The sequence below is a fragment of the Stenotrophomonas sp. YAU14A_MKIMI4_1 genome, from assembly GCF_003086855.1.
In the GTDB taxonomy this organism is placed as follows: domain Bacteria; phylum Pseudomonadota; class Gammaproteobacteria; order Xanthomonadales; family Xanthomonadaceae; genus Stenotrophomonas.
Map to the genome: position 1 here is coordinate 1,655,055 of NZ_CP025998.1, position 13,610 is coordinate 1,668,664.

Genomic DNA, 13,610 nt, shown 5'->3' on the forward strand with positions numbered 1-13,610 from the left:
GGTGAAACTGTGTTCCAGTGTGCGCACGCGTTGCCGCAGATCCCTCTTCACTCGAACGGAGCCTTGCATGAAGCTGTTGTCCGCTGTGCTGCTGTCCGCGCTGTCACTGCAGGCCGGTGCTGCTTCCGCTGCCGATGCCTCCCCGTCGCCACTGCTGGGCCGCTGGTCGCTGGACATCTCCACGTCGGCCCTGCCGGAAGCGCAGCGTCCGAAGCAGGTGGTGCTGGAATTCAAGGATGCCGGTGGCGGCCGCTGGAGCTCGCACGTGGACATCGTGCTGCACGATGGCAAGACCATGAAGTCCGATGGCACGCTGTCGCTGGATGGCACTCCGGGCCCGCTGTCGGGCACCTACGGCGCCGACCAGGCCAACCTCAAGCTGCCATCGCCCTCCACCTTGGTGATGCAGCTGGTCGACCATGGCGCCCCCGCGTCCACGCGCATCTACACGATCGCGGCCGACCCTTCGACGATGACCGAGACCAAGGCGTTCTACACCCACGAGGGCACGCCGATCCTGCAGACCAACCTGTTCCGGCGCCTGCCCTGAGCGAACGCTCGCGCAGGGCAGGCGCCGCATGCCCGCGCAAGGATTCAGCCGTGCTCGAAGCGCAGCGGCTGGCTGCCCATCGCCGGGTCACTGCTGCCGGGGCGACCATCTTCGGCGCGACCGGCCAGGCGCAGCTGCTGTTCACCGGCCTGCAGGTGCAGGTCATACCAGCCTGCAGTGGGTGCGGCATTCCAGTCCAGCACCTGTTCGGCACCGGCGGCCAGCGACAGCGTCTGTTCCGGCATGTGTCCGGCGTAGGCACCGGCGCTCACGCGTACCGTCTGCGCAGTGGTACCCGGATTGCGCAACGACAGCCGCAGCTTGGCGTCGCTGTGCTGCACCCACGCCTGCAGCGCAGGCGCACTCGCATTTCCCTGGAAGTGGCGATGGAAACCGTTCGGGCCCAGCACCCACAGGTCGTAGCGCCCCTGTGCATCCAGCGGCCAGTGGTCCTGCAGCGGGCGCCCTGGCAGCAGCGTGTAGCGCCGCGGAATCTGTTCCAGCCGCAGGCGGTCGTACACGTGCAGCACCGCAGCGGCGCCTTCGCACGACAGTGCCAGCGTGACGCTGTCGGCATCGCGCGATTGCACCTGCACCTGCGGTCGATAGGGCAGCGCGCGTGCCGGACGCACGCCGCGTTCCTGCCGCGCCGGCTGCAGATCGTCCGGCAATGCCGGCACGGTACGTCCGGGCAGGGTGGCGGCGCGGGCGGCCACCGCGCTGACATCGGGCAGGGCATGCACGAACGGCCGGGTATCGCGCTGGGCGAAGTCGAATGCGTTGACCAGATCGCCACTGACCGCACGCCGCCACGGTGAGATGTCCGGGCAGGCCACGCCGAAGCGGCGCTCGATCAGGCGCAGCACCGAGGTGTGGTCGTACACCTGCGAGTCGACCCAGCCGCCGCGGCTCCACGGCGAGATCACGTACAGGGGCACGCGCGGTCCCATGCCATAGGGGCGGCCGCGCAGGTCGGCGTCGTCGTACTTCTCATCGCCCGGTGCCGGGTGCAGGTGGTATTCGCCTTCGGTGCTGACCGCAGAGGCGCCGGCCCAGCCATCGCCCTGCGCGGATGGCGGTGCCGGCGGCGGCATGTGGTCGAAGAAGCCGTCGTTCTCGTCGAACATCAGCAGCAGCGCGGTACGGCTCCACACCTCAGGATCGGCGGTCAGCGCATCGAGCACGCGCGCGGTGTAGGCCGCGCCCTGGGCGGGGCTGGACGGTCCGGGATGCTCGCTGCCGGCGGCGTCGGCAATGATGAAGCTGACCTGCGGCAACGTCCCGTCGATCACATCCTGGCGCAGCTGCGCCAGCCCGCGGCTGCTGACCGCACGGCGGCGCAGCTGCGGGTCATGTCCTTCGGCGCCGCGGTAGGCCTGGCGGAACGCTTCGAAGCCGGCCAGCGGGTTGTCGGTGAAGTTGTCGTCCATGTCCTGGTAGATCTGCCAGGACACGCCGGCCTGCTGCAGGCGTTCCACGTAGCTGGCCCAGTGATACGACTGCGCGTGGCCGCCGTACTCGGGGAAGTTGTCGTGGGAATTGGCGATGACCGGGCCACCGGCCCGGGCAAAGGCATCGTTGTGGCCGGTCCACAGGAACACGCGGTTCGGGTTGGTGCCCGCCTGCATGGCGCAGTGGTAGGCATCGCAGACGGTGAACGCTTCGGCCAGGGCGAACTGGAACGGCAGGTCGGCCCGCTGGAAGTAGCCCATCGAGTGGTTCTGCTTGGCCTGGGGCCAGTGCGCCATGCGCCCGTGGTCCCAGGCGCGCTGCGCATCGGGCCAGGTATGCGGGGTGCCTTCCACGCGCATGTAGCCGAAGTGCCGGGCCGTATCCAGCGCGAAGGGCGCGATCGCCCGGTTGCCGTCGGCATCGGGCTGCAGCCACAGCGTGCGCGGCCCCTCGGCCCCGGCCAGTGGCGGTGCCGGCGCTACGAACCGATCACCGAAACCGCGCACGCCCGGCAGGGTGCCGAAGTAGTGGTCGAACGACCGGTTTTCCTGCATGAACACCACGATGTGCTGCAGGTCCTGCAGGCTGCGCGTATGCGCGGCCGGGGCGATCGCCGCGGCGCGGGCAATGCTGGGCAGCAGCGGGGAAAGGCCGGCAGCCACGCCGGCCTGCAACAACCGGCGTCGGCCGATATCAGTCACGGGCTTGCTCACAGATCCACACGGAAAGAGATGCCAACGGTACGCGGCGCGCCGATGAAGGCGGAATCGCGACCATCCACCCCTGCAAGATACCGCTTGTCGGTCAGGTTGCTCACCACCAGGTTGGCGCCCATGCCCTTCAGGCGCGGCGACAGGCCCTGCAGGTCGAAGCCGATGTTGGCGTTGAAGACGGTGGCCGAGGGCAGCTTGTTGACGTTGGCCGCATCCAGGTAGCGGCTGCCCAGGTAGCGGCCGGACAGGCCGAAGTTCCAGTTCGTGCCCTGCCAGTCGGCCGACAGCACCAGGGTGTTTTCCGCTTGGCCGATCACCTTGGCGCCGTCCACGATGCCCAGTTCGGTATCGCGGGCGGCATCACCGCTGCCCAGATAGGTGGAGCGGTTGTAGGTGTAGGCCGCGTTGACCCGCCAGCCGTTGTCCCAGCCATAGCCGAATGCGGCTTCCAGACCATTGCTTTCCACGCCGCCGAAGTTCTCGTACACGCCATCGGTCTCGTCCAGGTAGTCGATGCCACTGACCAGGCCGGCCGGCAGGTAGACGATGCGGTTGTCGAAGCGGATGTTGTACAGGGTGACCGACGCGGTCAGCGGCCAGCGGCTGATGCGCAGGCCCAGTTCGATGTTGTCGGCGGTTTCCGGTTCCACGTTGCGGAAGCGCTGCGGGTCGGTCTCGCCCAGCACCCCGGACGGGATGGCCGCGAAGTTCTGCGAGAAGCCGGCGAACAGCTCCATGCCTTCCGGGCCGGGGGCCCAGGTGAAGCCGGTGGACAGCAGCGGGTCGGATTTCGAGTCGCTGCTGACCTGTTCGTTGGCACCGATGGTGCGCCGGCGCGACTGGTCGACGAAGAACTGCTTCACGCCCAGGCGGGCGCTGAACGGGCCGAAGCGCGCCACATCCTCGATGTAGTACATCTGCTCATCGACCTTGTAACGATCATCGAACTGCACCCAGTACGGCTGATGGTCGAAGCCGATGTTCTGGCCGACGTTGAGCAGGCGGTGCCAGTCGCGGCGCGCCGTGCGGTCCAGCTTCTCCACCCACAGGCCGCCACGGATCGTGTTGTCCACGCTGCCGAAGGTCTGCCGCCATTCCACGTCTGCAGTCACGCCCATGCGGTCGTTGTCGTAGTGGGTGTGGCGGTAGGACTGCGCACCCAGCACGTTGCCGGCGTAGCAGTTGGGATCGTACTCGGCGCTGAAGCCGGCGCGCGGCGTGCAGCCGGCAATCGGCTGGGCGGCGCTGCCATCGGGATTCACGAAGTAGATCTGGCCCAGGTTGCCGCCGCCGTATACGGTGCGGCCGCCCAGGTATTCCGATTCCGGGCGGCCGGCGCCGTCGGCACTGACATCGGCCAGGTAGGGCGGCAGCCAGTCACCGCGGCCCTGCATGCGGTGGCCGTAGGCCGCCATCGTGGCCTTGAAGCCATTGCCGCCGTCGAATGCGGCGCGCAGGTAGCCAAAGGTGTTCTCGCGCAGCGCGCGCGAACCGGAACGGTAGTTCTGGTCCAGGTAGGGAATGCCCGTGAGGGTGCCGACCAGGTTGTCGCGGTCGGGCTGGGTGGCGAAGCCCTGCGGGGTGACGCTGGTGTACTCCGGCTCGTCGGCGTCGTTGTAGGACAGGTAGCCGGTCAGCGTCCAGCGATCCAGTTCGGTGATGAATTTGCCGGCGATATGGTCGTTGCTGGCGTGGCCGGTGCCGTCGATCCAGTCGTTTACTTCGGCCGAGGACGCGCTGATCCAGGCGCGGGTGTGGCCGCCCAGCAGACCGGTGTCGTAGCGCACGTAGTACTTGCGCGCGTCGTTGTCACCGGCGCCGACCACGAAACGCAGGCGGCTGTCGTGCAGCGGGTCGCTGGTGAGGAAGTTGAGCGTGCCGCCGAGTGCTTCGTTGGAGCGCGAGGAAATATCGGCCGTGCCCTGGCTGACTTCCACCGTTTCCAGGTCCAGCGTGTCGATGTAGCGGTTGGCCAGCGAACCGCCGCCGTAGCCGGAGCCGCCGTTGGGCAGGCCGTCGATGGTGGTGCCGATCTGCTGCGTATCGCGGTTGGTGACAAAGCCGCGCATGCTGATCTGCGTGCCCCAGACCGACGAGCCGGTGGCATCGGCTTCGCTGACCACCACGCCCGGCACTTCATTCAGTGCATCGTTCACGCTGCTCATCGCCATCTGCCGGTTCAGGGTTTCAGCGCTGACCGCGGTCTTGGCGTAGCTGGTGGCCTGGCCGATCACCTGTACCTGGTCCAGGGTGCGCGCATCGGTGCTGGCGGTGTCGGCGCTGTCGGCGGTGGGCGCTGCGGCCATAGCATCCAGGGCGGGGGCGATCAGCAGGGCCAGCAGGGACAGGCGGGGGAACGATGCACGCATGGGCATTGAAAGCGGACCTTCGGTGGGAAAGCCCGGGAGTGTCGGCAGCGCCAATGACATGGGGGTGACGTGAAGACGCAGGTTCGATGGCACTGCGGCGGCGGTCACAGCGCGGCGGTGGGGCAGAGCGGGGGCTGAACCGTGGCTGGGTTGTCATCAACTCGTCATGACAGTGCGATAGATGACACGCCGTGACGCAGCTAGCCTGTCGCGCTGTCGTCCCTTTCCCTTGATGCCCATGAAGCGCCTGCTGCTGCTCCTGCTGGCGTGCGCCGGCCTGTGGCTGGCTGCATGCTCCTCCTCGATCAATGCCGGTTCCACCTCGCTCAGCGACCGTCTGGTTGCGCCGGGCGGGGTGTCGACCCTGCTGGACCAGCCGCGCCTGCAGGCAGCCATCGCCGCATTGCCCACCCGCCATGGTTTCGCCCGTGGTCGCGAGGGCGTACCGATCTTCTGGCGGGTGTTCGATCCGGGCGATTACGGCGCCCGCTACCACTACCTGCCGCAGCACCACCAGAACGGTCTGCCGCTGGACACCGGCCTGAGTCTTGCGCTGCCGCATCCATTCCGCGCACAGGCGCCGCGCGGCACCGTAGTGCTGCTGCACGGCTGGATGATGAACGGTGATTCGATGCTGCCGTGGTCGCTGCAGCTGGCCGGGCAGGGCTACCGGGTGGTGACCCTGGACCTGCGCAACCACGGCCAGTCGGGTGCAGGGCCCTCCGGCTACGGCACCTACGAGTCTGATGATGTGGTGGATGTGATCGCCGAACTGCGCGCGCGCGGGGAGATACGCGGCCCGCTGTACCTGTTCGGGGTGTCCTACGGCGCGGCCACCGCGCTGTTCGCGGCGGACAAGCTGGGTGACCAGGTCGAGGGTGTGGTGGCGATGGAGTCATTCGCCAATGCGGGCGTGGCCATCCGCACGATGATTCCGCACCTGATGGCGCTGCAGCCGGAAGGGCTGAAGGCGCAGATGATCGCCGGCTATGCCCGCTGGCGTTACGGCGGCCAGGATATCGATCAGGTGGTGGCCGCCGCCGGGCAGCGCCTGGACCTGGACCTGGACCAGGTGGACGTGGCCCGCGCCCTGGCCGATACCCGTGCCTGTGTGTTGCTGCTGCACGGCCAGGGCGACCAGCACATTCCGGTCAGCCAGGGCCGCGAACTGGCCCAGGCCAATCCGCGTGCGCATTACATCGAAATGCGCGGCGAGGACCACATCACCCTGCCGCTGCGCCTGGACCTGCTGGCCGGGGTGGTGGACGACTGGATGGCGCGCGACGCTCAGCATCCGGCGGCGACCTGTCCGGCGCCGCGCCTGCCGGCACAGGCGCATTGGCGGGCGTGAACCGCTGAACCTGCGGTGCCACGCGGCACCGCAGGTCTTTGTGCCTTACAGCGGCAGGTCGAATACCAGCACTTCAGCGTCGTTGCCGTTTTCCAGGGTCAGCTGCGCTTCGTCGCTGACCTGCAGGGCATCGCCGGCTTCCAGAGTGATGCCGTTCACCTGCAGCTGGCCACGGGCCACCTGCACGTAAGCGCCACGGCCGCTGGCCAGCGCATGGTGCAGCTTCTGCTCGCCGTCCAGGATGGTGGCGAAGATGCGGGCATCCTGCTGGATGCGCAGCGAACCGTCGGCGCCGTCGGGCGAGGCGATCAGGCGCAGCTGGCCGCGCTTGCTCTCCGGCGCGAAGTGGGTCTCGCGGTAGGACGGCTCGATGTTCTCGCGGTCCGGGAACACCCAGATCTGCAGGAAGTGCACCGGATCGGTGGCCGAGTGGTTGAACTCACTGTGGCTGACGCCGCTGCCGGCGCTCATCACCTGCACGTCGCCGTAGCGCAGCACTGAGCCGGTACCCATCGAGTCCTTGTGCTCCAGCGCGCCGCCCAGCACGTAGGAAATGATTTCCATGTTGCTGTGGCTGTGGGTGCCGAAGCCCTGGCCGCCGATCACCTTGTCTTCGTTGATGACCCGCAGCGGGCCGAAGCTGACGTAGCGCGGGTCGTAGTAGCTGGCGAAGGAGAAGGTGTGGCGGGACGACAGCCAGCCATGCTCGGCCAGGCCACGGGTAGCGCTCTTGCGGATCTGCAGCATGATGATTCTCCTTGTTCGATGGTTTCGATGGGGCGGGGTGGGCCGGTGGCCGCTGTGTTTCCCCGTTGGAGAGAAGTATCTGCTTGCGCCGCGGGTTTGAAAAACGGATAGTTTTGACAGCCATCATCGAAAATTTCGAATGCTCAAGATCAGCCTCGATGCCCTGCAGATCCTGGACGCCATCGACCGCCGCGGCTCGTTTGCCGGGGCCGGCAAGGCCCTGCACAAGGTGCCGTCCACCATTTCCTACACGGTGGCCAAGCTGGAGGAAGACCTGGGCGTGCAGTTGTTCGACCGGGTGGGCCCGCGCGCCGAGCTGACCGAGGCCGGGCGCGCCTTGCTGGACGAGGGCCGGCACCTGTTGCGTGCGGCCCGCGAGCTGGAGCTGCGGGTGCGCCGGGTGGCGTCGGGCTGGGAGGCGGAGCTGAGTTTGGCGGTGGATTCGATGTTCCCGACCTGGCTGCTGGGCCCGGATATCGCCGCGTTCCGCGGTATCGAGGCACCGACGCGCCTGCGGCTGTTCGGCGAGGCGCTGTCCGGCACGTGGGAGGCGCTGCTGGACCGGCGCGCCGACCTGCTGGTGGGGGCGGCGGGCGAGGGACCCAGCGGCGGTGGCTATGTGGTGGAGCCGCTGGGCAGCGTGGATTTCGTGTTTGCGGTGGCGCCGGACCATCCGCTGGCGCAGGTGCCGGGTGTACTGGGCCGCGAGCATCTGGCCGAGCATTGCGCCATTGCGGTGTCCGATTCCGCGCGGCGTCTGCTGCCGCGCACCGTGGGCCTGCTGATGGGGCAGGAGATCCTGACGGTGCCGGACATGGCCAGCAAGTTGAAGCTGCAATGCCAGGGGTTGGGATTCGGTTTCCTGCCCGAGCCGTGCGCGCGCGCGGCGGTAGCGCGTGGCGAGCTGGTGATCCGCGAGGTGGAAGAGCCCAAGGCGGAAGAGACCTTCTGGCTGGCCTGGCGCACCGGCGAGGATGGCGCGGCCCTGCGCTGGTGGCGCGAACGGCTGCGCAGGCCGGAGCTGCTGGCGCAGTGGTGGCAGGCAATGGGGTAGATCCACGCCCTGCGTGGATGGGGGTGTTGTTTGCAGGGCTGCGCCCTGCACCTGCTCAAGGCAACGGCAACTGCAAAAGCCAGGTCAAGAGCTGGGTATCCGTGGGGTGGCGGGGTGGGTCCGGCTGAGGGGGACGCTGCAAGTACGTCCATGTAAGCTCGGTCGCCGCACGGGGTCGGATCCCGTTGCTACGCAACGGGCTCTGACCCCAGATTCAATATTCAATTCGATATCTGACAGAAAAATCGTGTCGACCAAGGTCGACACCTACCAAGAGCAGTAGCAACAGCCGTTACCAACCGCCGCAGGAAATTGTCGGGGGTGGGGCGGTGTGGGCTTGCAGGACCGCAGGCGCCATGGATGGCGCCTACGAGCCCCCATGGAGGGGTTTACGGCGTGTCCTGCAAGCCCACACCGCCCCGCCCAACCAGCAGAAAGCCAGCGCCACTTCTGATCTTGCTCTGGCTTGTAAAGCTTCTGCAGGTGCAGGGCGCAGCCCTGCAGAAAATACACATAAAAAAACAGCAGGCCGAGGCCTGCTGTTTCGGTGTAATGGTGCGCCCGGAGAGATTCGAACTCCCGACCGCCTGGTTCGTAGCCAGGTACTCTATCCAACTGAGCTACGGGCGCCAATTACATAAACTTGTTGTGTTGATCGTGTGTGGTGCGCCCGGAGAGATTCGAACTCCCGACCGCCTGGTTCGTAGCCAGGTACTCTATCCAACTGAGCTACGGGCGCGCGGTACACAATCAATTTGTTACATCATTTTACTGCATCTTCCAGCGGCGGATGCTGGAAGCCTGTCGAGTGGTGCGCCCGGAGAGATTCGAACTCCCGACCGCCTGGTTCGTAGCCAGGTACTCTATCCAACTGAGCTACGGGCGCCCTGCGACAGGAGCGGAATTATGCGGATGTCGGCGCCCGACGTCAACGCTTTTGTGAAAATTTTCATTCAACTGAATGAAAAAGCTTTCCGCCACAGCGTCCGGGGCCTTCATCCAGGCGAAGTGATCGGCACGCGTACCCAGTTCCTGCGCGGACAGTACGCGCACGCGTGAGGCCACATTCGGCAGCTTGGCCAGCAGCGCCTGCATCGAACCCAGCGGGGCGAACCAGTCATCGGCCATCAGCACCGCCTGCGCGGTGCCGTGGATGCGCGCCAGCTGCGCCTCCAGATCTTCGACCATGCCAACGGCGGCGTAGCGGTTGTTCAGGCCCACCCGCGCCCAGTCGGCGATGAGCCCGCGTGCTTCGGTGCCGCCAAAGCCGAGGCGGCGGCCGTGCAGTACGCCCTGGCGGCGCGCGATCCAGGGCAGGAAACGGTAGAACAGCGGCAGCAGCCATCCGCGCGGGGGCGGGAAGGCGCGCCAGAAGGGTGTGCCGCTGGCAGCCAGCCACAGGTGCTGGAAGCGATCCGGCACGCGGCCCGCATGCACGCAGGCCAGCTGCCCGCCCAGGCTGTGCCCGCCGATGATCCAGGGCACCAGCGTTGCTTCGTTGTCTTCGCGCTCCAGCACGTCCTGGCTGGCCGGCAGATCCTGTTCGAGAATCTCCCGGTAGCCCCAGTCCACCTTCCTGGAGGGGCGCAGCGAGCTGCTGCCATTGCCACGCCACTCGTGCAGGTACACCGCAATGCCGCGTGCGGCCAGCGCCTGCGCCAGCGGCAGGTAATGGCGCGCGGCCACGCCCAGTGCCGGCAGCCACAGCAGGCGGGCCAGCGGCTGCGGCGGCACGCAGGCGATGATCTCGTACTGGTGGCCATCGCCGCTCTGCACGGCGAACGTGCGTGGCGTCGCGCTCATGCGTGCGGCGCCGCGCCGAAGTGGTCCAGTACCAGCACCTCACTGCGGCCAGGCGCATAGCCCTGCTGCAGCCCGCGCGCCACGTAGTCGATGCCCGCTTCGCAGGCGTTGCCCAGGCTCAGGCCGTTGCACAGCTGCGCGGCGATGGCCGAGGCCAGCGTGCAGCCGGTGCCGTGCGCGTCCAGCGGCAGTCGCGCATGGATGAACTCCTCGCTGCTGACGCCGTCGAAATAGCGATCGACCACGCGGTTGCCTTCCTGCAGATGGCCGCCCTTGAGCAGCACTGCACCGGCGCCCAGGTCCAGTAGTGCCGCCGCCGCCTGTTCTGCCTGCGCGGCATTGCCGATGCGGTGGCCGACCAGCAGTTCGGCTTCGGGGGTGTTCGGGGTGATCAGCGTGGCCAGCGGAATCAGGCGTTCGCGCAGTGCCTGCAGCGCGCTGTCTTCCAGCAGGCGCGCGCCGCTGGTGGCGACCATCACCGGGTCCAGCACCACATGGGCGGGGCGGCGCTGTTCAAGTGCCTCGGCCACCGCGTTGATCACCTCGGCATTGGCCAGCATGCCGAGTTTCACCGCGTGGATGTCGAAATCATCGAAGCAGGCGTCCAGCTGCGCGCGCAGGAAGTCGACCGGCGGAACATGCACTGCGGTCACGCCGCGGGTGTTCTGCGCGGTCAATGCCGCGATTACCGACAGGCCGTGCACGCGGTGGGCGGCAAAGGCTTTCAGATCGGCCTGGATGCCGGCGCCGCCGCCGGAATCGGAGCCGGCGATGGTCAGGGCGGAAACGGGCGTAGAGGGGCTCATCCGTCGATTGTGCCGTGGTCCAGCGGGTGCGGGTAGAGTCGAGCTTGCTCGACTGCCGCAAGCCGGGGTCAGAGCCCTCTCCGCCGGAGAGGGATCCGACCCCGGGCACCCTCAATGCCGCCAGCGCGCCCATTGCTGGTACACCACGTAGACGATGCCGGTCAGGCCGGTCAGCAGCGCTGGGGCCAGCAACGCGTCGTACTGCCAGCGCATGAACAGCCAGGCGCCGATCACCCCGCCGGCCAGGAAGCCGCTGATGATCAGGCCGCTCAGGGTCAGCCGCCGCAGTTGCAGCGGCAGGCCGCGCAGCAGGTGGCCCAGGCCGATGCCCAGGTCGGTGAACATGCCGCTCAGATGCGTGGTGCGCACCACCGCGCCACTGAAGGTGGTGGCCATGGCGTTCTGCAGGCCGCAGGCCATGGCCGCGGCCAGTGCGCCCCAGATCTGCTGCTGCTCAAACAGCGGAATGGCCACCAGCAGCAACATCGATTCAATTGCCAGCGCCACGCCGTAGCGGCGGCCCAGCTGCAGGGTGCTGTCCTGGATCAACAGCCCGCTGAGCATGGCGCCCAACGAGAAGGCGATCAGCAGGCCCCATAGGTGACCCACCGCACGCCAGTCGCCCTGCGCCAATGCCATGCCCAGCTGGCTGGTGCTGCCGGTCATGTGGCTGACCGCCTGGTGCTCGAAGCCCAGGAAGCCAACCACGTTGACCATGCCGGCCACGCAGGAGAGCGCGACCGCGCCGATCCAGACCCAGGTGGGCAGGCGGATTCCCATCGGCGAGGCCCCTCAGGGTCAGTCGAAGCCGCCGTTGAACTGCAGGTCGCTGAAGGTGTTGCTGGCCGGGTCGAACACTGCACCCCAGAACTGCGCGCCGCCATCACAGACGCTCATTGCTTCGCGTGCGGGATTCACGTCGCTGTCGCTAGGCGGGAAGGCGTTGATGTAGATCAGCCGCTTGCCGCCACTCTCGATGCCCACGTACTGGCGGTCGAAGTCCAGTACGTGCGGCACCTGTACTTCCAGCGAGGGCAGCTTCGCCTCCAGCTGGTCCACCTGCTGCCGGCTGGGCGCCCAGTAACCCGTGACCCGACCGGCCTCGCGGCCGGGGCTGGGCCGCGAGCAGGTATCCAGCACCTGCGCGGCGATGACCGGGCGGGTGACCACCCACGATTGGCCGGTGCGTTCGGCGGTGGGCACGCTGGCCGGCCCGCGCGTGGTGGTGCAGGCGCCGAGGGCGGTGGCGAGGGCGATCGCCACCGTGGGCAGCAACAGACGGGTGCAACGGTTCACAACACCTCCGAAGCGTAATCGGCCAGGCGCGAACGCTCGCCACGGCGCAGGGTGATGTGTGCGCTGTGTGGCCAGTTCTTGAAGCGGTCCACCGCGTAGGTCAGGCCCGAGGTGGTCTCGGTCAGGTACGGGGTGTCGATCTGTTCGACGTTGCCCAGGCAGACGATCTTGGTGCCGGGGCCGGCGCGGGTGATCAGGGTCTTCATCTGCTTGGGGGTGAGGTTCTGCGCCTCGTCCAGGATCAGATAACGTGACAGGAAGGTGCGGCCGCGCATGAAGTTCATCGAGCGGATCTTGATGCGGCTGGCCAGCAGGTCGTTGGTGGCCTGGCGGCCCCAGGTGCCGCCTTCCTGGTTGTGCGTGAGCACTTCCAGGTTGTCGGTCAGCGCGCCCATCCACGGCGTCATCTTTTCTTCTTCGGTGCCGGGCAGGAAGCCGATGTCCTCGCCCACGCTCACCGTGGCGCGGGTCATGATGATTTCGCGGTAACGCTGCTGGTCCATGGTCTGGGCCAGGCCAGCGGCCAGCGCCAGCAGGGTCTTGCCGGTGCCGGCGGTGCCCAGCAGGGTGACGAAATCGATCTCCGGGTCCATCAGCGCGTTCAGTGCGAAATTCTGCTCGCGGTTGCGCGCGCTGATGCCCCACACGGCGTGGCTGCCGTGGCGGAAGTCATCGACCAGCGACAGCACCACCTTGCCATCGCCCACCACGCGGCTGACGCGCAGTTCCACTTCGTCTTCGCCGGGCAGGTAGACGTACTGGTTCGGATACCACTCCTCGCCGTCCTGCGCCTGGATTTCGTAATGGGTGCGGCCCTTGTCGCTCCAGCTGCGCAGGTCTTCGCCGTGGCGCTTCCAGAAGTCTTCGGGCAGCTCGGTGGCGCCGGTGTACAGCAGGCTGAAATCGTCCAGCGCGCGATCGTTCTCGTAGTCCTCGGACACGATGCCGGCGATGGCGGCCTTGATGCGCAGGTTGATGTCCTTGGAAACGAACACCACCGGCAGGTCCGGGGTCTCTTCCTTCAGCGCCAGGATCGCGCCGAGGATGGCGTTGTCCGGAATGACCTTGCCGAAGCTCTTGCCGGCGTCGAAGTGGCTGGTCTGGAAGCGCAGCTTGCCGGCGCTCTGCTTGCCACGCAGCTGCAGCCCGTTCGGGCGCTGCAGCGGAATGCCGTCGGCCAGGTTGTCCAGCCCCGATTCCTGCACCAGCTCGTTGAGGAAGCGGCTTACCTGGCGGGCGTTGCGGCTTGCTTCGGAGGTTCCCTTCTTGCCGTTGTCCAGCTCTTCGATCACCTGCATGGGCAGGTAGACGTCGTGTTCCTCGAACTTGAACAGCGCGGTGGGATCGTGCATCAGCACGTTGGTATCCAGCACGTAGATGCGCTTGCCTCGGGTCATCGTCGTTTCCTGGTTACGGACAGGGAAAAACCACCACAGCCTGCAGGGCAGGGTGGTGGCGGACAGAGTGGG

11 protein-coding genes and 3 tRNA genes are annotated in these 13,610 nt (G+C 67.2%); 3 read left to right on the forward strand and 11 right to left on the reverse strand.

From position 1 onward, the window contains the following. The first annotated feature begins 67 nt into the window (after positions 1–67). Entirely contained in the window at positions 68–550 is a 483-nt protein-coding gene (locus tag C1931_RS07645; protein ID WP_108752755.1) for a LuxR family transcriptional regulator, read from the forward strand. Between the two features lie 44 nt (positions 551–594). On the opposite strand, the gene C1931_RS07650 is transcribed toward C1931_RS07645, so the two are convergent. Both C1931_RS07650 and C1931_RS07655 read right to left on the reverse strand, forming a co-directional pair. Continuing rightward, positions 595–2,703 carry a phospholipase C, phosphocholine-specific gene (locus C1931_RS07650; RefSeq protein ID WP_108757691.1) on the reverse strand — a complete coding sequence of 703 codons (2,109 nt, stop codon included), beginning with the start codon at positions 2,701–2,703 and terminating at the stop codon, positions 595–597. Positions 2,704–2,711: 8 nt separating this feature from the next. Continuing rightward, positions 2,712–5,090, reverse strand: a complete 2,379-nt coding sequence (locus C1931_RS07655) for a TonB-dependent receptor (RefSeq protein ID WP_108755906.1) — start codon at positions 5,088–5,090, stop codon at positions 2,712–2,714. A 232-nt stretch (positions 5,091–5,322) separates the two neighbouring features. Here C1931_RS07655 and C1931_RS07660 point away from each other — a divergent pair, with 232 nt between their 5' ends. Continuing rightward, on the forward strand, positions 5,323–6,435 hold the full coding sequence (locus C1931_RS07660) for an alpha/beta fold hydrolase (RefSeq protein WP_108755907.1): 1,113 nt from the start codon (positions 5,323–5,325) through the stop codon (positions 6,433–6,435). 45 nt (positions 6,436–6,480) lie between these two features. Here C1931_RS07660 and C1931_RS07665 read toward each other — a convergent pair whose 3' ends face one another. Beyond that, positions 6,481–7,182, reverse strand: a complete 702-nt coding sequence (locus C1931_RS07665) for a pirin family protein (RefSeq protein WP_108752758.1) — start codon at positions 7,180–7,182, stop codon at positions 6,481–6,483. Positions 7,183–7,321: 139 nt separating this feature from the next. Between C1931_RS07665 and C1931_RS07670 the strand changes: the two genes are divergently transcribed. After that, positions 7,322–8,236 (forward strand): LysR family transcriptional regulator, encoded by a 915-nt coding sequence (locus C1931_RS07670; protein WP_108755908.1) that lies wholly within the window; start codon positions 7,322–7,324, stop codon positions 8,234–8,236. A gap of 553 nt (positions 8,237–8,789) precedes the next feature. Here the strand turns inward: C1931_RS07670 and C1931_RS07675 are convergent. The 8 genes from C1931_RS07675 to C1931_RS07710 all read right to left on the reverse strand — a co-directional run bounded on the left by C1931_RS07675 (position 8,790) and on the right by C1931_RS07710 (position 13,538). After that, positions 8,790–8,866 (reverse strand) — tRNA-Arg (locus C1931_RS07675). Positions 8,867–8,898: 32 nt separating this feature from the next. Beyond that, a tRNA-Arg gene (locus C1931_RS07680) sits at positions 8,899–8,975 on the reverse strand. A gap of 70 nt (positions 8,976–9,045) precedes the next feature. Then, a tRNA-Arg gene (locus C1931_RS07685) sits at positions 9,046–9,122 on the reverse strand. Then, positions 9,113–10,039, reverse strand: coding sequence for an alpha/beta fold hydrolase (locus C1931_RS07690; RefSeq protein ID WP_108755909.1), 927 nt, complete (start codon positions 10,037–10,039; stop codon positions 9,113–9,115). The genes C1931_RS07685 and C1931_RS07690 overlap by 10 nt, the downstream gene beginning before the upstream one ends. Further along, complete coding sequence (gene thiD, locus C1931_RS07695; protein WP_108755910.1) at positions 10,036–10,845, reverse strand: bifunctional hydroxymethylpyrimidine kinase/phosphomethylpyrimidine kinase; 810 nt, start codon at positions 10,843–10,845, stop codon at positions 10,036–10,038. Before thiD ends, C1931_RS07690 begins: the two co-directional genes overlap by 4 nt. Before the next feature lie 111 nt (positions 10,846–10,956). After that, entirely contained in the window at positions 10,957–11,625 is a 669-nt protein-coding gene (locus C1931_RS07700; RefSeq protein ID WP_108752762.1) for a YoaK family protein, read from the reverse strand. A gap of 18 nt (positions 11,626–11,643) precedes the next feature. After that, positions 11,644–12,141 carry a hypothetical protein gene (locus C1931_RS07705; RefSeq protein ID WP_108755911.1) on the reverse strand — a complete coding sequence of 166 codons (498 nt, stop codon included), beginning with the start codon at positions 12,139–12,141 and terminating at the stop codon, positions 11,644–11,646. Beyond that, positions 12,138–13,538, reverse strand: a complete 1,401-nt coding sequence (locus C1931_RS07710) for a PhoH family protein (RefSeq protein ID WP_108749260.1) — start codon at positions 13,536–13,538, stop codon at positions 12,138–12,140. Before C1931_RS07710 ends, C1931_RS07705 begins: the two co-directional genes overlap by 4 nt. Between the last annotated feature and the right edge of the window lie 72 nt (positions 13,539–13,610).

Excerpts from the sequence above, each read along its gene's own strand:
- C1931_RS07660 (WP_108755907.1), top strand. The coding sequence starts at position 5,323 with ATGAAGCGCCTGCTGCTGCTCCTGCTGGCGTGCGCCGGCCTGTGGCTG.
- thiD (WP_108755910.1), bottom strand. The coding sequence starts at position 10,845 with ATGAGCCCCTCTACGCCCGTTTCCGCCCTGACCATCGCCGGCTCCGAT.
- C1931_RS07710 (WP_108749260.1), bottom strand. The coding sequence starts at position 13,538 with ATGACCCGAGGCAAGCGCATCTACGTGCTGGATACCAACGTGCTGATG.
- C1931_RS07665 (WP_108752758.1), bottom strand. The coding sequence starts at position 7,182 with ATGCTGCAGATCCGCAAGAGCGCTACCCGTGGCCTGGCCGAGCATGGC.
- C1931_RS07655 (WP_108755906.1), bottom strand. The coding sequence starts at position 5,090 with ATGCCCATGCGTGCATCGTTCCCCCGCCTGTCCCTGCTGGCCCTGCTG.
- C1931_RS07690 (WP_108755909.1), bottom strand. The coding sequence starts at position 10,039 with ATGAGCGCGACGCCACGCACGTTCGCCGTGCAGAGCGGCGATGGCCAC.
- C1931_RS07645 (WP_108752755.1), top strand. The coding sequence starts at position 68 with ATGAAGCTGTTGTCCGCTGTGCTGCTGTCCGCGCTGTCACTGCAGGCC.
- C1931_RS07670 (WP_108755908.1), top strand. The coding sequence starts at position 7,322 with ATGCTCAAGATCAGCCTCGATGCCCTGCAGATCCTGGACGCCATCGAC.
- C1931_RS07700 (WP_108752762.1), bottom strand. The coding sequence starts at position 11,625 with ATGGGAATCCGCCTGCCCACCTGGGTCTGGATCGGCGCGGTCGCGCTC.